At 45.6% G+C, this 21,667-nt stretch carries 18 protein-coding genes and 1 other annotated feature; of the genes, 8 read left to right on the plus strand and 10 right to left on the minus strand.

The window, feature by feature from the left end:
* Positions 1-65 precede the first annotated feature (65 nt).
* Together murQ and KIV41_RS02220 are read right to left on the minus strand one after the other, a co-directional pair.
* Positions 66-992, minus strand: coding sequence for an N-acetylmuramic acid 6-phosphate etherase (murQ, locus tag KIV41_RS02215; protein ID WP_285335590.1), 927 nt, complete (start codon positions 990-992; stop codon positions 66-68).
* Positions 993-1,056: 64 nt separating this feature from the next.
* Positions 1,057-2,169, minus strand: a complete 1,113-nt coding sequence (locus tag KIV41_RS02220; protein WP_285335591.1) for an anhydro-N-acetylmuramic acid kinase — start codon at positions 2,167-2,169, stop codon at positions 1,057-1,059.
* A gap of 100 nt (positions 2,170-2,269) precedes the next feature.
* Between KIV41_RS02220 and nagZ the strand changes: the two genes are divergently transcribed.
* From nagZ to tyrA, 3 genes are all read left to right on the plus strand, one after another.
* On the plus strand, positions 2,270-3,253 hold the full coding sequence (gene nagZ / locus KIV41_RS02225) for a beta-N-acetylhexosaminidase (RefSeq protein WP_285335592.1): 984 nt from the start codon (positions 2,270-2,272) through the stop codon (positions 3,251-3,253).
* A 238-nt stretch (positions 3,254-3,491) separates the two neighbouring features.
* Positions 3,492-4,565: a 3-deoxy-7-phosphoheptulonate synthase gene (locus tag KIV41_RS02230; RefSeq protein ID WP_071234993.1), complete on the plus strand. Its 1,074-nt coding sequence runs from the start codon at positions 3,492-3,494 to the stop codon at positions 4,563-4,565.
* Between the two features lie 24 nt (positions 4,566-4,589).
* Positions 4,590-5,717: a bifunctional chorismate mutase/prephenate dehydrogenase gene (gene tyrA / locus KIV41_RS02235; RefSeq protein WP_038884901.1), complete on the plus strand. Its 1,128-nt coding sequence runs from the start codon at positions 4,590-4,592 to the stop codon at positions 5,715-5,717.
* Positions 5,718-5,785: 68 nt separating this feature from the next.
* Here the strand turns inward: tyrA and KIV41_RS02240 are convergent, their stop codons facing one another.
* The 3 genes from KIV41_RS02240 to ettA all read right to left on the minus strand — a co-directional run bounded on the left by KIV41_RS02240 (position 5,786) and on the right by ettA (position 9,052).
* Positions 5,786-6,787, minus strand: a complete 1,002-nt coding sequence (locus KIV41_RS02240; RefSeq protein ID WP_285335593.1) for a M23 family metallopeptidase — start codon at positions 6,785-6,787, stop codon at positions 5,786-5,788.
* Between the two features lie 26 nt (positions 6,788-6,813).
* Positions 6,814-7,182, minus strand: coding sequence for a PilZ domain-containing protein (locus tag KIV41_RS02245; RefSeq protein ID WP_010446041.1), 369 nt, complete (start codon positions 7,180-7,182; stop codon positions 6,814-6,816).
* 202 nt (positions 7,183-7,384) lie between these two features.
* Positions 7,385-9,052 (minus strand): energy-dependent translational throttle protein EttA, encoded by a 1,668-nt coding sequence (ettA, locus tag KIV41_RS02250; RefSeq protein ID WP_010446043.1) that lies wholly within the window; start codon positions 9,050-9,052, stop codon positions 7,385-7,387.
* Between the two features lie 375 nt (positions 9,053-9,427).
* Here ettA and sltY point away from each other — a divergent pair, with 375 nt between their 5' ends.
* Positions 9,428-11,374 carry a murein transglycosylase gene (gene sltY / locus KIV41_RS02255; RefSeq protein ID WP_252041611.1) on the plus strand — a complete coding sequence of 649 codons (1,947 nt, stop codon included), beginning with the start codon at positions 9,428-9,430 and terminating at the stop codon, positions 11,372-11,374.
* Between the two features lie 13 nt (positions 11,375-11,387).
* Positions 11,388-11,690, plus strand: a complete 303-nt coding sequence (gene trpR / locus KIV41_RS02260; RefSeq protein WP_010446046.1) for a trp operon repressor — start codon at positions 11,388-11,390, stop codon at positions 11,688-11,690.
* A gap of 81 nt (positions 11,691-11,771) precedes the next feature.
* Here trpR and yjjX read toward each other — a convergent pair whose 3' ends face one another.
* The 5 genes from yjjX to KIV41_RS02285 form a co-directional block, all read right to left on the minus strand.
* Entirely contained in the window at positions 11,772-12,305 is a 534-nt protein-coding gene (yjjX, locus tag KIV41_RS02265) for an inosine/xanthosine triphosphatase (protein WP_252041612.1), read from the minus strand.
* A gap of 24 nt (positions 12,306-12,329) precedes the next feature.
* The gene (gene pheA, locus KIV41_RS02270) at positions 12,330-13,508 is read right to left on the minus strand and encodes a prephenate dehydratase (protein ID WP_010446050.1); all 1,179 of its coding nucleotides are present in this window, start codon (positions 13,506-13,508) and stop codon (positions 12,330-12,332) included.
* A 12-nt stretch (positions 13,509-13,520) separates the two neighbouring features.
* Positions 13,521-13,641: a sequence feature (Phe leader region), on the minus strand.
* A 107-nt stretch (positions 13,642-13,748) separates the two neighbouring features.
* Complete coding sequence (gene hpf, locus KIV41_RS02275; RefSeq protein ID WP_005447957.1) at positions 13,749-14,075, minus strand: ribosome hibernation-promoting factor, HPF/YfiA family; 327 nt, start codon at positions 14,073-14,075, stop codon at positions 13,749-13,751.
* A 368-nt stretch (positions 14,076-14,443) separates the two neighbouring features.
* The gene (locus KIV41_RS02280; protein WP_252041613.1) at positions 14,444-15,913 is read right to left on the minus strand and encodes a lytic transglycosylase F; all 1,470 of its coding nucleotides are present in this window, start codon (positions 15,911-15,913) and stop codon (positions 14,444-14,446) included.
* 121 nt (positions 15,914-16,034) lie between these two features.
* On the minus strand, positions 16,035-16,763 hold the full coding sequence (locus KIV41_RS02285; protein WP_010446061.1) for an outer membrane protein assembly factor BamD: 729 nt from the start codon (positions 16,761-16,763) through the stop codon (positions 16,035-16,037).
* Between the two features lie 136 nt (positions 16,764-16,899).
* Between KIV41_RS02285 and rluD the strand changes: the two genes are divergently transcribed.
* From rluD to clpB, 3 genes are all read left to right on the plus strand, one after another.
* Positions 16,900-17,877 carry a 23S rRNA pseudouridine(1911/1915/1917) synthase RluD gene (rluD, locus tag KIV41_RS02290; RefSeq protein WP_252041614.1) on the plus strand — a complete coding sequence of 326 codons (978 nt, stop codon included), beginning with the start codon at positions 16,900-16,902 and terminating at the stop codon, positions 17,875-17,877.
* Between the two features lies 1 nt (position 17,878).
* Complete coding sequence (gene pgeF, locus KIV41_RS02295; protein WP_252041615.1) at positions 17,879-18,607, plus strand: peptidoglycan editing factor PgeF; 729 nt, start codon at positions 17,879-17,881, stop codon at positions 18,605-18,607.
* A gap of 146 nt (positions 18,608-18,753) precedes the next feature.
* A complete protein-coding gene (gene clpB / locus KIV41_RS02300; protein WP_285335594.1) occupies positions 18,754-21,327 on the plus strand; it encodes an ATP-dependent chaperone ClpB in 2,574 nt (857 codons plus the stop codon).
* The last annotated feature ends 340 nt before the right edge of the window (positions 21,328-21,667 follow it).

The raw sequence follows: 21,667 nt of genomic DNA on the forward strand, positions 1-21,667 counted from the left end.
TACCAGAACAAAAAGGAGACCTTGAGGTCTCCTTTTTGTTTGTTTTGATTTTACCATCAGCACCGCTATTTGGGCTGGTGGCTTTCCACAGCCTTACGCAAGAAACCATCTTGGTGATGCAGGTGCGCGCGAGCGGAATCGATATCAAGATCGGTGAGGATCATTAAGATCGCCAACTTCACATCGTAATCCGTTTGTTTGAGTATTTCGGTTGCTTGCTCTTTGCTGCAATCGGTCGCTTGCATCACGATACGTGCGGCGCGCGCGACGAGCTTGTTGTTGGTCGCCTTCACATCGACCATCAGGTTTTGGTAGCTCTTACCCAAACGGATCATGCTTGCTGTGGTCAGCATATTCAGAACCAATTTCTGCGCGGTACCCGATTTCAAACGTGTTGAACCAGTCAATGCCTCTGGGCCTACAACAGGACAAATCGCGATGTTAGCGATGTCTGCAATGGGAGAATCTGGATTACAAGATAGCGCCACAGTTGTCGCGCCAATTTCATTAGCGTACTCCAAACCGCCAATCACATAAGGTGTACGTCCACTAGCGGCAATGCCCACCACCACGTCGCGACTGGTGAACTCAATGTCTTTCAAATCTTGTTCGCCTAGAACTGGAGAGTCTTCCGCGCCTTCTTTGGCTTTGAGAATCGCCTCAGGGCCACCTGCAATCAAACCAATCACCATTTTGTCAGATACACCAAAGGTTGGCGGACATTCTGACGCATCAAGCACGCCTAAGCGGCCACTGGTGCCCGCGCCCATGTAAACCAGACGACCGCCGACTTTAAATGCGTCGGTGATCTTATCCACCGCGAGTGCGATTTCTGGCAGCACTTTCTCTACCGCAAGCGGCACAAGTTTATCTTGCTGGTTAAGACGCTGAACAATATCCAGAGATGGTAACAAGTCGATGTCCATCGTATCTGGGTTGCGCCCCTCTGATACAAGATGGGCAAGAGCAGCAATAAGCGCGTCATTTGTCATAGTGGTTTAAGCCTTTTGAATACTGATTTTTGTTTATCTTGTCGTTGTGTCTGGCACAACACATTTAGTTTTTAGGATAGAGCACACCAAGCGAAGCAAGACGGCTTGCGCCAGTCACTTCAGGTAAGTTGCTCGGCTGTCCGTCGATATGTCGCTGAGCGAGCCAAGCAAACGCCATGGCTTCCATGTAGTCGCCATTGACGCCTTTGTCATCGGTTGTTGCGACTTGCCACTGCGGTAGAAGTGCCGCTAAACGTTGCATCAGCAGCGGGTTTCTTGCCCCGCCGCCACACACCAAGAGCTGGGGTTTCTCACCATAAGTGAATTTTTTCACTTCGCTTGCAATGGTTTTTGCTGAGTATTCACACAGCGTGCGTTGTACATCTTGTGCGGAGGTATTGTGGTGGGCCAACCGTTGATGTAGCCAATTGATATTGAACAGCTCTCGTCCTGTGCTCTTAGGCGCCGACATTGAGAGGTAAGGCTCTGCTAAGAGTTGAGTTAGCAGTGCTGCATCGCTGTTGCCTTGCAGAGCAAATCGCGCATCTTTGTCGAAGCCTTGTCCCGTGTGTTGTTCACACCATGCGTCCATCAACGTGTTGCCTGGGCCGGTATCGTAGCCAATCACCACTTGCTCAGGATGCAGCACCGAGATATTGGCAATTCCACCGATGTTAAGCACCACGGTAGTGGAATCTTGCATGGCAAAAATGCTTTTATGGAAAGCTGGGACGAGTGGTGCGCCTTGACCACCTAATGCCATGTCTTTACGACGGAAGTCTGCCACGGTATCAATACCCGTTTTAACAGCAATGATGTTGGCATCTCCCAGTTGAGTCGTGAAGGGCAGATCGCCTGTTGGCTGGTGGAACACGGTTTGACCATGATTGCCAATGGCTCGGATTTGCTCAGCAGAGTAGCCAGACTTATCTAACAACTGTAAAACCGCATCGGCAAACAAATGCCCAAGCTGGTGGTCAAGCTCACCAATGACTTTAAGGTTCGTGCCTTGGCCGGTGCAAACCGACAGAAGCGTCTGCTTAATATGAGCGGGCATTGGATAGTCATCGTGTGCGATTAAGCGAACACGGTTATCTTCGATTTCAACCAGAGCGGTATCTACGCCGTCCATGCTGGTTCCAGACATCACACCGATATACAGTTTGTTAAGATTCACAGCCAATTCCGTCAATTCTTCGATTCACTTATTGTAAAGCAATTCTGAAGCGAATAACCTCATCGAATACGAGATATTCAGCCGATTTTGAGGAGAAAAAATGGGACCGTTATGGGTTGATGTTGCAGGCTATGAACTGACTGCAGAAGACAGAGAAATTTTGGAGCATCCAACGGTTGGTGGTTTGATTTTATTTACACGTAATTACCACGACAGCGAGCAGCTTCAAGCTCTTACCCAATCTATCCGCAAAGCGGCGAAACGTCCGATTTTGATTGGTGTTGACCAAGAAGGCGGGCGCGTTCAGCGTTTCCGTGAAGGTTTCTCTCTGATTCCTGCGGCAGACGAATACGCCAAACACCAAAACAGTGAAGAATTGGCACGCATGGGCGGTTGGTTGATGGCAGCTGAGTTGATTGCTCATGACATCGACCTAAGCTTCGCGCCTGTGCTGGATAAAGGTCATCAGTGTAAGGCGATCGGCAGCCGAGCTTTTGGTGAGGATATGGATACCATTCTGCGTCATAGCACCACTTATATGCAGGGCATGAAGAGTGTCGGTATGGCAACAACAGGTAAGCACTTCCCGGGCCATGGCGGTGTGATTGCCGATTCACACCTAGAGACGCCGTACGACGAGCGTAGTGATATCTTTGAGCAAGATATGGCTATTTTCAAAGCGCAAATCGATGCTGGCATCTTAGATGCGATGATGCCTGCTCATGTCATTTTCCCAAATTATGATGATCAACCTGCAAGTGGCTCAGAGTACTGGCTAAAACAAATCTTGCGCCAGCAACTTGGCTTTAAAGGTTTGATCTTCTCTGATGATTTGACCATGGAAGGCGCTGCGATCATGGGCGGTCCTGCTGAGCGTGGCGCACAAGCATTAAACGCTGGCTGCGATATGCTGCTGGTTTGCAACAAGCGCGATGCGCAAGTTGAGGTGCTGGATAATCTACCAATCACTTCTGTTCCTCGAGCAGATGCCTTGTTGAAGAAGCAAAGCTTTTCTCTAAGCGAGCTAAAACTTTCGCAAGAGTGGAAAGACGCCACTGAGGCCATGAAGCGATTGGTTGGTTAGCCATGTAAAGCCTAAGTACTGCTTTACTTGGGATATACGTAAAGTGTCGAAAACACCTATTTTAAGCCGAAGTGCCCTGCATTTCGGCTTTTTATTTGTGTGTAAATTTATTTTTACATTAAATGTTTTTTATTGTGTACACTTGAATTTCTTTTTTAGCCTGTTATCTTGTCGATAAAGCTTAGTTGTCTCACCAAGGAATTGGTTGGGTGTAAATAAAAATATACAGGTCGAAGTTATGCAAAGAAGTGAATTGAGCAACATCAACATCAGCGAAGAACAAGTACTGATCACGCCAGAGGAGCTAAAAGTTAAGCTTCCTTTGAGTGAAAAGGCACGTCGTTTTATTCAAGAGTCTCGCCAAACCATCGCTGACATCATTCACAAAAAAGATCATCGTCTGCTTGTTGTATGTGGACCATGTTCTATTCATGACGTTGAAGCTGCGAAGGATTACGCAAAGCGTCTAAAAGCTCTTTCTGAACAACTAAGCGACCAACTGTATATTGTAATGCGTGTTTACTTTGAGAAGCCTCGAACCACGGTTGGTTGGAAAGGCCTGATCAATGACCCACACCTAGACGGCAGCTTCGACATTGAACACGGTCTGCATGTTGGTCGCGAACTGCTGGTTGAATTGGCTGAGATGGAAATCCCGCTAGCAACAGAAGCCCTTGACCCAATCAGTCCACAATACCTTGCAGATACTTTTAGCTGGGCAGCGATCGGTGCTCGTACGACTGAGTCACAAACTCACCGCGAGATGGCAAGTGGCCTTTCTATGCCGATTGGCTTCAAGAATGGTACGGATGGTAGCTTGGCAACCGCTGTTAACGCGATGCAGGCGGCCTCTTCTAGTCACCGTTTCATGGGGATTAACCGTGAAGGTCAGGTAGCGTTACTTACTACACAAGGCAACCCTAATGGTCACGTGATTCTACGTGGTGGTAAGCAAACCAACTACGATTCAGTATCAGTGACAGAATGTGAGCAAGAAATGGCGAAGTCTGGTCTGGATGCTTCATTAATGGTGGACTGTAGCCATGCAAACTCACGTAAAGATTACCGTCGTCAGCCATTGGTTGCGGAAGACGTGATTCACCAAATCCGTGAAGGCAACAAGTCGATTATCGGCTTGATGATTGAGAGCCATATCAATGAGGGTAACCAATCTTCTGAGCTAGCTCTTGAAGAGATGAAATACGGCGTATCGATCACCGACGCATGTATCAATTGGGATTCAACTGAGGCACTATTACGTCATGCACACGAAGAGCTGGTGCCTTTCTTAGAGAATCGTCTAAAAGGCTAACAACACGGGATTTAAGGAACATCAATGGCAGTTGAACTTAACGCATTACGCGATCAGATTGATGCAGTCGACAAGCAAATGCTAGAGCTATTAGCTCAGCGTTTAGCACTAGTAGAGCAAGTGGGTGAAGTAAAAAGCGAACATGGTTTGCCAATTTATGCCCCAGATCGTGAGGCGGCAATGCTGGCGTCACGACGAGCTGAAGCTGAAAAAATGGGAATCCCCCCACAGCTGATTGAAGACATTCTTCGTCGAACTATGCGTGAGTCTTATGCCAGCGAGAAAGATTCCGGTTTTAAGTGTTTGAATCCAGAATTGCGCTCAGTGGTCATTATTGGTGGTAATGGCCAGTTAGGTGGTTTGTTTGGCCGAATGTTTAAGCTATCTGGTTACCAAGTTAAAGTGCTGGGTAGTAAAGACTGGGATCATGCTGACGACATCCTGAAAGATGCGGGGCTGGTTGTCGTTACTGTACCGATTCATCTAACAGAAGGTGTGATTGAAAAGCTAGGCAACCTGCCAAAAGACTGCATTCTGTGTGACCTGACTTCTATTAAGTCGAAGCCTTTGCAAGCAATGTTGAATGTGCATCAAGGCCCCGTAGTTGGTTTACACCCAATGTTTGGCCCAGATGTTCCGAGCCTAGCGAAGCAGGTGATTGTGTACTGTGATGGTCGTGGTAACGATCAATACCAATGGCTATTGCAACAGTTTGGTATTTGGGGCGCAAGTCTGTGCCAAATTGATGCGCAAGAGCACGATCATGGCATGACTTTGATTCAGGCGCTGCGTCACTTCACTTCGTTTGCTTACGGTATGCACTTAAGCAAAGAGAATCCAAACATTGAACAACTGCTCAAACTGAGCTCACCAATTTACCGCTTGGAGTTAGCGATGGTAGGGCGTCTGTTTGGTCAAGATCCAAACCTCTACGGTGACATCATTCTTTCGTCGCAAGAGAACATCGACATGATTAAGCGATTCCACCAACGTTTTGGTGAAGCGCTAAGCATATTGGATAGCAAAGACAAAGCGGAGTTTGTCGAAAGTTTTGAACAAGTGAGTGATTGGTTTGGCGAGTACTCGCAGCAATTTATGAATGAGAGTCAGAACCTACTCAAACAAGCTAACGATAATATCCATCGTGGATAAGAACTGATTTTAGATGCAAAAAGAGCAGCTCACAGGCTGCTCTTTTTTATTTGGATGCCGAGAGATGATCAGTTGGTCGATCTACCACTGTTGTCTTCACTCGATACTGTGCTAATACTGGTATCACGGTAGGGTGAGTTAGTCAGGTTGATTTGCAGACGAACGACATTATCAATCAATTGAACCAATGGTCCCCATTTCACCTTTTTCTCTTTTTCGAACGCGTAGTTGAAGTTTTCAGGTGTCCAATCCATCAGGTATTGAGGGTTCAACGCACGACCCAAAAAGCGCACTTCATAGTGTAAGTGTGGGCCAGTTGAGTTACCGGAATTACCACATTTTGCAATCACATCGCCTTTACTGACGAATTGACCGCTCTTCACTTTAAATCTGCTTAGGTGAGCAAACGAGCTCGAGAAACCAAAAGAGTGACGTAGAGTCAGGTAGTTGCCATAACCTCTGTTACTTGGTCGTACTGTTTCCACAACCCCATCAGCAGGGGCGAGAATCTCTTCACCACGCTTACAGGTGAGATCGATACCCGTGTGAACATGGCGTTTACCAGAAATAGGGTTAATACGACTGCCGTATGAAGATGAAATACGCTGGTAGGTCATCGGGCTATCGTTTGGTATCAAGCGGAACATGGTGGCTCTTACAGCAGAGTCAATGGCGGCAGCATCAATACGCTCTTCTAGAGCGAGATTGCTTTCTTCTCCGATCAATTCTTCATCTGCGAGGCCAAGTACAGACTCTACATCAAAGACTCGTTTGCCTAGTAGTTGAATCTGGTTGTTTTTATCTGTTAGCGACTGAGATAGCGAATGATTAGTATCTAATTGCTCTTCATACAGCGCTGTTATCTGAGCTTTTTCGCTTTCTAGCTTCGCAATGGTTTGGCTCAAGTTTTCTTGGTTTTCAACTTGCTGCTGATTCAAATACCAGGCACCACCGATGACCGCAGGGAGGGCGAGTAGGGATGCAAAAAACGCGAGGACCGAAGTGCGACCCAAATAAAAAAGCTGATCGCCGTTTTTAGTCGGGACCTGCATGGTTATTTTTTTAGACATGGCTCTTTACTGAGTTGAGTGGTGAATTACTCTGCCCCGAGATCTGAAAGATGCTCTAACTCTCGGTTCAGTAGTTCATCACTACCAACATTCAATTCTATGAAACGTCGTAATTGACTAATGCTATCAATATCAATGCTGCTAATTTTAAGCCGAATGGCATTCTGATTCAAACTAACGATGTTAGCATTTAAACATACACTCTGTTCAGACTCAGAAAATACGAAACAGATTTCAACAGGAGAGTGAAGATCTAACTCTGCCGGTGAACTTGTTTCGAGTAGCAATCCGTGCAAAGACAAATCTTGAATTGTGGTATCGAGTTGGTTTGGCCCTTGAGTGAGCGTAGCAGGTACACGATAGATAATACGAGAAAAGCGGCGTCGTTCCGTCATAGCACTTTCTTTTTTTGTTCGATATGACTAATTAGTCTATCAGAAAGTGCACTAATTATTCGATCTTAGTTCAAAAACTGCGGTTTTTAAACAAGATTCTGGCTAAATATGCAACAAAGGTCGCCATGATAGCGACCTTTGAACAAATTACAAGCACAGGCGGTGTTTAGAAACCGCCTGGCATATCAATACCGCGTCTAAATTACTTAGATACGCGCTTGTATTTGATGCGGTGTGGTTCAGCTGCTTCAGGACCAAGGGTCTTCTTCAGCCACTCCATGTACTCGTTGTAGTTACCTTCGTAGAAGTTAACTTGACCTTCATCGCGGTAGTCGATGATGTGCGTCGCGATACGGTCTAGGAACCAACGGTCGTGCGAGATAACCATTGCACAGCCTGGGAACTCTAGTAGTGCTTCTTCAAGTGCACGTAGTGTTTCAACATCTAGGTCATTGGTTGGCTCATCGAGTAGCAGTACGTTACCACCTGCTTTAAGCAGCTTCGCAAGGTGTACACGGTTACGCTCACCACCAGATAGCTCGCCAATCACTTTCTGTTGGTCTGAACCTTTAAAGTTAAAGCGTGAACAGTATGCACGAGCTGGGATTTCGAAGTTGTTGATCTTGATGATGTCAGCGCCTTCAGAAATCTCTTGGAATACCGTGTTCTTGTCGTTCATTGAGTCACGGAACTGCTCAACAGACGCCAATTTCACTGTTTCACCTAGCTCAATCGTACCTGAGTCTGGCTGCTCAGTGCCGCTCAGCATCTTGAATAGGGTCGATTTACCAGCACCGTTGGCACCGATAATACCTACGATTGCACCCTTAGGCATGCTGAATGATAGGTCATCAATAAGAACGCGACCGTCGAATGATTTCGTCAGGTTGTTCACTTCGATAACTTTATCACCTAGACGCTCACCTGGTGGGATGAACAGTTCGTTAGTTTCGTTACGTTTCTGGTGATCCGTGTTTTGTAGCTCTTCAAAGCGCGCCATACGTGCTTTCGATTTCGCCTGACGACCTTTAGGGTTTTGACGAACCCACTCAAGTTCTTTCTCGATGGTCTTCTGACGAGCTTTTTCTTGAGACGCTTCTTGTTGTAGACGAGCATCTTTTTGCTCCAGCCAAGAAGTGTAGTTACCTTCCCATGGAATACCTTCACCACGGTCAAGTTCTAGGATCCAACCCGCTGCGTTATCTAGGAAGTAACGGTCGTGGGTAATCGCAACTACAGTACCAGTGTAGTCAACTAGGAAGCGCTCTAGCCATGCAACAGACTCAGCATCCAAGTGGTTGGTTGGTTCGTCTAGTAGTAGCATGTCTGGCTTTTCTAGAAGTAGACGACAGATTGCCACACGGCGACGCTCACCACCTGAAAGGTGCGCGATCTTTTGATCCCATTCTGGAAGACGAAGAGCATCTGCAGCGCGCTCTAGCGCGTTGTCTAGGTTATGACCATCTTTAGCTTGGATCAGAGCTTCTAGCTCCCCCTGTTCTTTTGCAAGAGCGTCGAAGTCAGCATCTGGTTCTGCATATGCTGCATATACCGCATCCAAACGCTTAAGCGCGTCAGCAACATCTGAAACGGCTTCTTCCACGATTTCACGAACGGTCTTAGATTCGTCTAGTACAGGTTCTTGAGGTAAGTAACCTACGTTTAGACCTGGTTGTGGACGAGCCTCACCATCAATATCAGTATCGATACCCGCCATGATTCGTAGCAGTGTTGATTTACCTGCACCGTTCAGACCTAGAACACCGATTTTTGCACCTGGGAAGAAGCTTAGAGAGATGTCTTTAAGAATTTGACGCTTAGGTGGCACGATTTTGCTCACCCGCGACATGGTATATACGTATTCAGCCATTGCCGATCGTTCCTAAATTAACTGTCATTCAAAGGCTCTATTTTATACCAACTACTTGAGTTTTGTTACCGCAATGCAAGAAATTCACAGCTCGTGTGATTTCTTCTTCATTGCTGACCGGAAACTCACAACGTTAGGGTATACACTTTTCTTGTTCACCTTAAATTCAATGTACCGCGATTCATCAGGAAGAATGGATTGTTGGGAATCTATTTGTCTTGAAGGGTTCTAAAGTTTCACGAGTACAACATTTATTACATCAAGTCGCTTTACAATAAGAACTTAATACGGTGTAAATAGATGCATATGATTTATGACTTGCTGCGCCTTGTATCCACTAGCGGCAAGAAATAAAGCGATAAACGTCTGGGGAAAATGACGCACATGAGATTCAACGTATCGGAATTGGCTAAAAGAGTATGCTACGCAGCCGCTTTATGTGCGGTAAGCGTGTCAGCAAATGCTGCGCTGAGCCTAGAAAAACAGCGCCAAGTTTATGAGCAAGCTCAGGATTTATTAGACAAAAATGACATTGATGGTTACTTGTCTATCCGTTCTAAAATTGCCGACTATCCATTGACACCTTATGTGGATTATCGAGTGTTTCTGAGGCAATTGTCGAACCAGTCTCCACAGCAGGTCGATGAATTTATTAAAGACCATGAGGCTTTTCCATTTTCGCGTCGGATTCGCGCTCCTTACTTAGATAGCCTATATCGCCAGAAGGATTGGAAAACCATTACCGAGTTCCAGAAAGTGGAGCCGAGCGGTGAGCGTTATCAGTGTATTTTTTATGTAGCCCAATTAAAACAAGGCAAACAAGTCGCTGCGTTTAAGGGCGCTGAGCATATGTGGTTACGAGGTAAGAGCATCGCCGATGAATGTGACCCATTATTCTCAGCTTGGGATAAAGCGGGAGAACGCACTGATGACATGATCTTGCAACGCATGTTGTTGGCGTTCGATGCGCGCAATAGCGGTTTGATGAGTTACTTGCAAAAACTGCCTGAGTCAGCGAAAGCGCAGCAGCAAGCGAAAGCGATGAAAGTCTTGTTTGATAAACCGGAAACCGTTGCGGATTTTGCTAAGAAGCAACCTGCCAATGATTTTTATCGAGCGCAAACTGAATATGCGTTAGAAAAGTTAGCTCGAAAAGATGTTGGTAAAGCGCAGAGTGCATACGCGACGGTAGTGAAAGGGCAAAAATTCTCTCCTGAAAAGGCGCAAGCACTGGCTGACTATATCGCAATTCGCTTGATCCGCACTGAATCGGACTCTCTTGCTAAGTGGCGCGATGACAAAACGAAAAACAGTCAGAGTTTACCTCTGATCGAGAGTCGTATTCGTTTATCGATTCAAAATAGCGATTGGAAGGGCGTGCAAAAGTGGATCGCAGTACTCAATGATGAAGAGCAGTCGTCGCTTCGGTGGCAATATTGGTTAGGACGCAGTGAGATAGCGATGGGTGATGAAGTCGCAGGTAAGCAAAGACTGTCTAAGTTAGTTGGTCAACGTAACTTTTACAGTGTTGCAGCGGCCAATGCTATTGGTCAGTCGATAAAGTATCCGTCCTCGACAATTAAGCTAGAAAAGAGAGTACTCAAACAATATCAGAGCTCTTTAACGCGAATTGAAGAGCTTATCGAAACCGACAAAATTGCAGCTGCAAAGAGTGAGTGGTCTCATTTGCTTGGTCGAGTGAGTAAAGAAGAAAAAACGATGTTGGCCGCTTATGCTGCTTCTAAGCGTTGGCATAACTTAACGGTCACAGCAAGTATTCAAGCAAAAATGTGGGACAACATACCATTGCGTTTCCCGATAGCTCACCGCTGGTGGTTTAACTTCTACGCGGAGAAGCACAATATCGACCCGATCACTATGATGTCACTGGCTCGACAAGAAAGTGCTTTGGATTCAGAAGCGCGTTCACCCGTTGGTGCCCGAGGTTTGATGCAAATTATGCCAGCAACTGCGAAGTACACGGCGCGCAAGTACAAGCTCAAGTATCAAGGTACACAAGACTTGTATAACGTGGGTAAGAATATCGAAATTGGTAGCCACTACTTACAAGGTTTGATGGAGGATTACGATAATAATCGTATTTTCGCGCTCGCTGCTTATAATGCAGGGCCTAACCGAGTAAAAACATGGCGAGAGCGAACTCAAGGTAAAGTGGATGCTTATTCCTTTATCGAAGCGATTCCATTTAAAGAAACTCGCGGTTATGTGCAAAACATCTTGATGTTTGAAACCTATTACCGCGATCTTTTAGGTGTCGATGGTGCGTTCTTGACCCCAAATGAGATCAATACCAAGTATTGAGTGAGGTAACTTGATGTCACACGAACCTGAGTACAAAGACTGGCAGCAGATTGTTGAACTGATCCGTTCAAGCGTGGATAACCAGCAACATGAGATGCTGTTGACCATGTTAATGACGCCGGATGAGAGAGAGTCGCTCACTGCACGAGTGAATATTCTGAATGAATTGCTCAAAGGTGAGCTTTCTCAACGTCAAATCAGTCAAATGTTAGGGGTAGGCATTGCAACCATCACTCGTGGTTCGAATGAGTTAAAGTCGAAGTCCGATCTCGACAAAGACAAACTTAAGACATTATTAGAGCAGGGCGCTCAATAATCTTTGAGTCGAACCCTCTGAGGTACAGACGGCAAAAAGGGCGGAATCTCCGCCCTTTTTAATGCGTGCTTTACACAGTGACTACAAGTTAGCAGGGAAGTGGTCTGGATTGGTAAATGGAATTAGCGCCAGAATCAAAGCCTGGTGATAGACCGAGCTGCGAGTCAGTTGGTTTTGAGTCAGTAAACCAATAGCACCGCCTTTTTGTTTGATGTTATCAGTACCAAATACTTCGTCCATTACATCACCAAGTTCATTGGCGTGTTCCAGTTTTTGTAATACTTCAGGTGGCAACATCAGACTCGCCGAACGAGATTCACCTCGGAGTGTGTCAGACTCTATCACCATCCAAGCAAATGTAACTGACCCTTCAATTCCCGCTTCCAAGCCCACATAGAAATCTGCACTTGGTATTTCTGCTTTAGCGTTACGAACTCGGTTCAATGCGCCAAGGTAAGTTTCTTCATTCGACATCGGTTGATCTGCGACTTCACTCGGCACACTGACTCCAACAAACTCAAAACTATGTTTAGGGAGTGCACTTTGAAATGCACTCTCTACCGCTTTGATTTTTGCAGGGTTCAAGGAAGCGATAACGACTTTTTGGGTTGCCATGATCTTTTTACCTATCGTAGTCCATTAGCTAAGTTTTACTTGAGTCGGTTTCACGTTTTCACTTGGATAACAGCCCAATACTTTCAAGTGCTTAGTGATCTTTGTGAGCTCATCTAATACTTGTTGCATCTCCGTAGAACCAAGGTGGGATTCAAGGTCGACATAGAACATTTCTTCCCATGGGTTACCCATGATTGGACGAGACTCTAACTTGGTCATGTTGATACCAAAACGTTGTAGAACCAGCAGTGTTTCTACCAAAGAGCCTGCCTCTTGCGAAGTCGACATGATCAGCGTGGTCTTGGCTGGAATTTGCGTAGACACTTCAACTGGTTTACGAGCGACGACGATAAAGCGAGTGTGGTTTTCGGTTTGGTTTGCGATGTTACCTTGGATAGCTTGTAGGCCATAAAGCTTGCCACTTGAAGCGTTACCAATTGCAGCTACGTCATCGCGGTTAAGTTCTTGTACTTTTTGCATCGCATCAGCAGTACTTGCACAAGACTCTAGTTTCACACCTTTCATACGGCTAAGGAACTCGCTGCATTGCTGGTGTGGCTGCGGATGTGAGTAAAGGGTTTTGATATTCTCAAGGCGAATGTCTTTGGTTGCTACTAGGCAGTGCTCAATCGGTTGAGTCAGTTCACCAACGATGTATAACGTTGTGTGTTGTAGAAGATCGTACACTTCGTTGATAGAGCCAGAGCTGGTGTTTTCAATTGGCAGAACGCCGTAGTCAGCATGGCCAGATTCTACTGTCTGAGTCACTTCTTTGAAGTGTTCACAGTTGAGCTCAATCAGCTCTGTATTCTTGCGACTGAAGTATTCACGGCTAGCAAGGTGAGAGTAAGAGCCTTTGGCGCCAAGGAAAGCAACACGAGCAAGAGGCTTACGGCTTTGCTGTGGATTAACAAGGTTTTGCAGGTAGCTTTGTTGAAGAAGGACAGAATCTTCAATAATGGTATGGAAAAGCTTGGTGATGTACTGAGCGTCGAGTTCGTATTTATCACGGCCGTTGGTGATCAGTTTAACCAGAAGTTGTTGTTCACGGACTGCGTCACGAACAGGTTTTGAAGTTTGGACTTTGCTTTTTGCCACTTCAATGCTGAGCTTGCGGCGTTCGGACAACAGGCTCAAAAGCTCATCATCTAGCTCATTCAAACGTAAACGAATTTCATCCAGGGAAATAGGTTGGTCAGTCATCAATTCTTTCCTTATAAAAAAGCCCCCCGATTTGGGAGGCTTTCTGTTTGTTTTTGACTTTTCTTTCACAAACGAGTTAGCCCCTCCACTATGGAAGGAAAAAGAAGTCAAAAAGAAACAGCTGGGTTAAATGCATAAATAGTGCTTAATTTGTGAGTGTTTAAACACAATAAGCAAGCAGGCGGGGAGCGTCAAGCAAAAAAATAGCGCCTTTCGGCGCTACTTCCTCAATCTGGTCGTTTACTCTTCTTCTTCCACTAGCTCAGGCTTGTTCGCACGTCGAGCTTCAGGTTTGTGGGTCAGCTTATTCAGTTGTCGTTCTAGTTTTTGCTCCACTTCATTGATAGCTGCGTAAAGATCTTCGTGAGTCGCTGAGGCGATTAGCTGGCCTTTAGGAACTTTAATAACCGCTTCGAATTTCTTCTGTTTATTTGGTTCCTCACTGAATGTTGCTTGGCATCCGATGATGTCTACTTGCCATTTCTCCAGCTTTTTAAATTTGCTCTCAATATGAGCACGGATTGCAGAGGTGATTTCGATGTTTTTACCAGTGATGTTCATTGTCATAAATGTTTTTCCTCTGTTTCATCCCTCATGGGTTGAGTTCAGATTACCGCTTTGAGGAGAAAAGAATGTGATCTAGATCACCATTTTAACTTGGTTTTTTGAGATGAAAAACGAATGTGATCTCACTCAAGAACTGCTGAGATTTATGTGAAAATTGCTTGTTATCGGGTTCTAAATCATTAGATTGGATAGAGTACTGAGCTGAAAACTCCCCCGTTTTTAGGGGAGTTATACGGCCTGTAATTCTAGTTAGTTAAAAAGTAACCAGAACAAAGATGTGAATCAGATCACTCTTAAAGTGCGCAATAAGTTAGATTCAAAAACGCCGCTCAATTATTGAGCGGCGTTTTTGGTTTTTAGTCCTTGGATTAAGGAGTTTGGTTGACTCTGTGAAGCGGTGTCATAAAAACTGGATCCTCTGGAACTAATCGGACGTTATCGAGTGTCTTTGCAAGATCGAGGCTTTCTAACTGTTTGTAGATGACGTAGTAGCGGTTCACATTGGTTACGTATCTCCCCGTTTCTCCTAAACTTCTACGCGTTACGACTTCAACATTATTGAACCATACGTTAGGGTCGTAGCCTTGTTGAGCTGCGCGCTTACGCATTCTCTCAATATTTCCTGGTCCTGCATTGTACGCTGCTAGTGTTAAGTAGAGTTTGTTCTCTTTACTGATGGCATTATCACTGAAGTAATACCGGCGAAGAAACGCTAAGTATTTCACCCCTGCATGAACGTTGTTCTCTAGATTACGGACATTCTTAATGTTCACATTAGGATCACTCGCTGTGCTCGGTAAAATCTGCATAATGCCGACTGCACCACGGCTTGATACTAAGTTGTTGTCAAACCCCGATTCCTGATACGCCACTGCGGCGATGAGCAGGTAATCGAAATCATATTTCTCTCCATATTTAGAAAACAGTGAAGAGAGCTTTTCTAGTTGAGCAATCTTTTTCGGATTCAGAGCCTTGTTAAGCCAATTGGTATTATCGATGTATTTCCCGTAGATGACGTTGCCAAGTAGGGTGCCGGATTTAGCTGTACGAACAAACTTATTCACCACCTTCATTAACTCGGGGCTATCGTGGCGCATTGCCCAAGCAATTTCCCCTCCTTTACGGATTGGTATTTTAGTATGGGCTCGTATGTCATCCATAAAACTCATCCACAGCTTGGCTTTGTGGCTATCTAGAACGATAGCTTTGACATAACCATTGTTTAGCATCCCAACCAATTCGTAATCTTGTAGTGTTTCTTCGATAAAATGCACCACTATTGGCGGTAAGCCTTTCTTATTGAGTTTTTTGTTTAAGGCTTGAATGCTTTCAAAGTAGCTTGAACTCGCCCGGAGCCAAATCTCTTTCCCACTCAGTTGCTCAATCTTGGTCATCGATGGGGTGTCTTTGTTTGTGATGACCCACTCTTCTATCCCTGAAATTGCCGGATCACTAAAGTCGACCAGTTTTTTGCGCGCTTCGGTAATGGTGAGATTCGCGACGACCAAATCTCCTAAGCCTTGCTCAAGAGAAGGTAATAGCTCATCACGAGAAACCGGGATAATTTGAATATTGAGTTTTGGCTTGAGCTTACGGAGATCTTTTTCGAAATGAGCCAGTAGTTCTGCACCTATTCCTTTTGGCTCTCCACCTTCTACGTAATAGAAGCCAAGATCGGCAGAGACGAGTACGCGTAATACGTTTCTTTCTTTAATGACGTCGAGATCGCCAGTGTAAGGCGGTTGTCTGAGAGGGGAGAGCTCGAGCGCGAAACTCGAAGCGGAGACTAGGAATAACAGTCCTGTCCATAACTTTGATAGTGTCACGTTCACATCCATGCTGATGGTGAAGGAGAATCTTAAGCATATGTAGTGCTTATAAAATCATCAAGTTAGTGGATGGGGCAAAATTAAGAGGGGTAAACAAAACCGCCACAGTTTTCGCTGTGGCGGTTGGGGATTATTTTACAGGATTAAGCTTGATTAGCTCTTCTGTTCTAGCAACCGCGTCTTTTAGATCTAGCTGCTTGTAAGCTTCAAGTTGAATCTCAAGCGACTTACGAGCGGCTTCAGTATCTGGGAACGATTTTTGTAGCTCTTGTGCGCGGTTAATTGCAGCAATCCAAGCTTCACGGCGCAAATAGAAGTCAGCTGTTGCAAGGTCGTAGTTTGCTAGACGGTTCTTCAGTGCCACCATACGTTTTTGCGAATCTTCCGCGTAAGGGCTGTTCGGGTAGCGCTCTAGCAGTTTTTTGAAATCATCGAATGCTTTCTTCACCGGCTCTGGGTCACGGTCGCTACGGTCTACGTTGAATAGGTCATGCATAAAGTTACGGTCTTGCGCCATGTGGCTCAAACCACGCATGTACAATACCCAGTCCATTTTTTCATGCGTTGGGTTTAAACGCATAAAGCGAGAAATCGTTGCCAGACCGAGGGCTAGGTCGTCGTTTTTGTAGTACGCGTAGATAAGGTCAAGTTGCACCTGCTCAGAGTAGGCACCAAACGGGTAACGCGAATCTAATGCTTCTAATTTCTCGATGGCTGAAAGCCAGTTACCACTTTGAAGAGACGTTTGTGCGTCTGCATACAGTTCAGAAGGTGGCACATCAGGAACGATTTCTTCTTTGCTTGCACAGCCAAACAGAAGGGATACCGCTAAAAGGCCTATTAAAGTCTGATGTTTCATATCAGGAGTCTGTTCCTTGAATCTAAATATTTCTTAAGCTGCCGTTACTTTCTTTCCAGTAACAGATACAATGACGTAATAGTCTATTTTTCCACAGTCGTGAGCATTAGTCTCACAGTTTTTAAAAAAGTTCGATATGGCTCAGCAGATTGTTTTAACCAACACAGTAAAAGATAGCCAGTTAGGTCAACGTTTAGACCAAGCTATCGCCGAATTGTTCGCTGATTTCTCTCGCTCTCGCTTGAAAGAGTGGTTGCTTGACGGGAAAGTACAAGTGAATGGTGAAGTTATCACTAAACCTCGCACCAAAGTAATGGGTGGTGAGGAAATTACCTTGCAAGCCGAGCTGGAAGATGAAGAGCGCTGGGAAGCACAAGATATCCCGCTAGATATCGTCTACGAAGATGAAGACATCATCGTAATCAACAAACCTCGTGATTTTGTGGTACACCCTGGTGCAGGCACACCGGATGGCACAGTGCTAAACGCATTGCTGCATCATTACCCAGACATCGCTGAAGTACCTCGTGCAGGTATCGTGCACCGTTTGGATAAAGACACAACAGGTCTGATGGTGGTCGCGAAAACTGTTCCAGCTCAAACTCGCTTAGTTCGTGCACTGCAAAAACGCAATATCACTCGTGAGTATGAAGCGATTGCAATCGGCCGTATGACAGCGGGCGGTAAAGTGGATCAGCCGATTGGCCGCCACTCTACTAAGCGTACACTTATGGCGGTTGCTCCTTTGGGTAAACCAGCGGTAACACACTACCGTGTTGCGGAGCACTTCCGTGAACACACGCGTATCCGTCTTCGCCTAGAAACAGGCCGTACACACCAAATCCGTGTGCACATGTCTTACCTACAGCATCCGCTACTTGGTGATACTGCATACGGCGGCCGCGCACGTATTCCTACTGGAGCATCGGAAGAGCTTACGACAATGATCCGTGGTTTTGACCGTCAAGCGCTGCACGCGGTAATGCTACGTTTTGAACATCCTATCACTGGTGAGGAGCTAGAGTTCCATGCCCCGGTTCCTGATGACATGGTTGCGATGACAGAAGCGCTGCGTAAAGATACAGAAGAGTTCGGTCTGCCTGACGAGTTCTAATATGAAGACGATTGTCCCTAACTGGCCCGCACCAAAAAACGTTAAAGCTTTCGCCTCTACTAGAGTCGGAGGCTTTTCGAGTGCACCTTATCAAGGGCTTAACCTTGGTGCTCATGTTGGGGATGACCCGTCCATCGTAGAAAAGAACCGTGATTGGTTGGCGCAGCAAGCTAATATGCCTAGTGCGCCAATCTGGTTGAACCAAACTCACTCTACAGTGGTCGCTCAAGTGAGTGCGCCGACGACTCGAGTGCTTGATGCTGATGGTGTATTTACCTCTGCAAGCAATGTAGTCTGTTCTGCTATGACAGCGGACTGCTTGCCTGTTTTATTAACCAATACGCAAGGCACCCAAGTTGCGGCAGTTCATGCTGGTTGGCGTGGCTTAGCAAATGGTATCGTTGAAAACGCCCTCGAGTTGTTTTCTGGTGAAGTTGTGGCGTGGTTAGGTCCTGCAATTGGTCCTCAAGCATTTGAAGTCGGTGAAGATGTTCTGCAAGCCTTTGTGGATTTCGACTCACAAGCTCATCAAGCATTTACTCCGCGTGATGTTGAAGGGAAGTGGTTGGCGGATATGTCCAAGCTTGCAACTCAGCGCCTCAATAAACTTGGCATCACTCAGGTATTTGATTCTGGCCTGTGTACTTTCCAAGACAAAGAAGACTTCTATTCCTATCGCCGCGATGGTGTGACTGGTCGACAAGCGACTTTTATTTGGATCGAGGACTAACTAGTACAGCGCAAAAGTGCGAAGATGCCTATCTCCATTTTTGCAAAGCTATCTTTATTAATTTGCTCCCTTGAAATTCTCCCCTTGCGTATCCATCTTTCTAACTGTCAAAAGAATTTTCTTAAGTTGAGGTTAGGAAGAAAGATATGCGTCTTGATAGATTCACAAGTAAGTTTCAAATCGCTATCTCTGATGCTCAGTCACTGGCGTTAGGGCGCGATCATCAATATATCGAACCAGTGCACCTAATGGTGGCACTGCTTGATCAGAACGGTAGCCCAATTCGTCCACTTCTCACGATGTTAGATGTCGACGTCAGTCATCTACGCTCTAAATTGAGCGAAATGTTAGATCGACTGCCTAAAGTAAGTGGCATCGGCGGTGATGTTCAGCTGTCTAGCTCTATGGGGACACTTTTCAATTTATGCGACAAAGTGGCTCAAAAGCGTCAGGACTCCTACATCTCTTCCGAAGTCTTTTTGCTTGCGGCATTAGAAGATCGTGGCCCACTTGGTCAGCTATTAAAAGATATGGGCTTGACCGAGCAGAAAGTCAGCCAAGCGATCGAAAAGATCAGAGGTGGTCAAAAGGTCAATGACCCGAACGCGGAAGAACTGCGCCAAGCATTGGAAAAGTTCACCATAGACCTAACTGAACGCGCAGAGCAGGGTAAGTTAGACCCTGTTATCGGCCGTGATGATGAAATCCGCCGTACCATCCAAGTATTGCAGCGTCGTACCAAGAACAACCCAGTGATCATCGGTGAACCAGGTGTGGGTAAAACCGCTATCGTAGAAGGCTTGGCTCAACGCATCATTAATAATGAAGTACCAGAGGGACTACGTGGTCGCCGCGTACTTTCGTTAGATATGGGCGCACTTGTTGCAGGTGCAAAATATCGTGGTGAATTTGAAGAGCGTTTGAAATCGGTATTGAATGAACTAGCGAAAGAAGAAGGCAATGTCATTCTGTTTATCGATGAGCTTCATACCATGGTTGGCGCAGGCAAGGGCGAAGGCTCTATGGATGCGGGTAATATGTTAAAACCTGCATTGGCTCGTGGTGAGCTTCACTGTGTGGGCGCAACCACGTTGGATGAATACCGACAATATATAGAGAAAGATGCGGCACTTGAGCGTCGTTTCCAAAAAGTGCTGGTGGATGAGCCGAGTGTTGAAGATACGATTGCCATTCTGCGTGGTTTAAAAGAACGTTATGAGCTTCACCATCACGTTGAGATCACTGACCCTGCTATTGTCGCTGCGGCAAGCTTATCGCATCGTTATGTCTCAGATCGCCAGTTACCAGATAAAGCGATCGACCTAATTGATGAAGCCGCTTCTAGTATTCGTTTACAGATCGACTCTAAGCCGGAGTCGCTAGACAAACTCGAACGTAAAATCATCCAACTGAAGATTGAGCAGCAAGCACTAAGTAACGAGCATGATGAAGCTAGTGAAAAACGCTTGGATGTGCTTAATGAAGAATTGAATGAAAAAGAGCGTGAGTACGCAGAGCTAGAAGAAGTGTGGAATGCTGAAAAAGCAGCACTCTCTGGTACGCAACATATTAAAGGTGAGCTAGAGCAAGCCCGCATGGATATGGACTTTGCACGACGCGCTGGTGACCTAAACCGCATGTCTGAGTTGCAATACGGTCGGATTCCAGAACTTGAAAAGCAGTTAGACCTCGCGACTCAAGCTGAAATGCAAGAGATGACGCTACTACGTAACAAGGTGACCGACAACGAGATTGCAGACGTACTCTCTAAGCAGACGGGTATTCCTGTCTCAAAAATGCTTGAAGCAGAAAAAGAGAAACTGCTCCGCATGGAAGAGGTACTGCACAAACGTGTGATTGGCCAGGCAGAAGCAGTTGAAGTGGTATCTAATGCAATCCGTCGTAGCCGAGCTGGCTTATCGGATCCGAACAAACCGATTGGTTCCTTCTTATTCTTAGGTCCAACAGGTGTAGGTAAAACTGAACTGTGTAAGACACTCGCGAGCTTTATGTTTGACAGCGAAGACGCCATGGTGCGTATCGATATGTCTGAGTTCATGGAGAAACACTCTGTAGCGAGGTTGGTTGGTGCGCCTCCGGGTTACGTTGGCTATGAAGAAGGTGGTTACTTAACAGAAGCGGTTCGTCGTAAACCTTATTCTGTCATCTTATTAGACGAAGTAGAGAAGGCACATCCAGATGTGTTCAATATTCTGCTCCAAGTATTAGATGATGGCCGATTAACTGATGGCCAAGGTCGCACAGTTGATTTCCGTAACACCGTGGTCATCATGACGTCAAACTTGGGTTCTGCTCGTATCCAAGAGAACTTTGCTACGTTGGATTACCAAGGTATAAAGAATGAGGTAATGGATGTGGTTAGCAAGCACTTCCGCCCAGAGTTCTTAAACCGTGTTGATGAAAGCGTAGTATTCCACCCGCTTGGTCAAGAGCACATTAAGTCGATTGCATCTATTCAACTTGAGCGTCTAGCGAAACGCTTAGAAGAAAAAGGTTATCAATTAGAGGTATCCGACAAAGCCCTCGATTTGATTGCTCAAGTTGGTTTCGATCCCGTGTATGGTGCGCGACCTTTAAAACGTGCAATTCAACAGAATGTTGAGAATCCATTAGCGAAATCAATCTTGGCTGGCCAAATATTGCCAGATAAGAAAGTACAGTTGATTGTGAGCAATGACCAAATAATCGCTCACCAGTAATAGCATCAATGCATTGAAAAGTGAGACCAAGTTCAAGTTTTAGGGGGCGTTAACCCCCTTTTTAATACACTTTTATCGGGTTTTGATTGTTTTCTATACGAACAAACCAAAAAGATAAGTTTTTTTGAAAAATAGGCTTGTGTTCCTAAACTAACTCCCTATAATGCGCCTCCGTTGTCACGGGAAAGCAAGCAAAGCGAAGCCGAGATAACAAGGTCAGTGAGTTCTAAAGTAACTCACAGAGAAATAACTTAAAAAAGTGTTTGACACGATAAGTTATCTCGCTAAAATGGCCGTCCACTTTGAAGAGAAGTTCAGAGTGTGCTCTTTAAAAATAAGA

The sequence above is a fragment of the Vibrio sp. D401a genome, assembly GCF_030248515.1.
In the GTDB taxonomy this organism is placed as follows: Bacteria; Pseudomonadota; Gammaproteobacteria; order Enterobacterales; family Vibrionaceae; genus Vibrio; species Vibrio rotiferianus.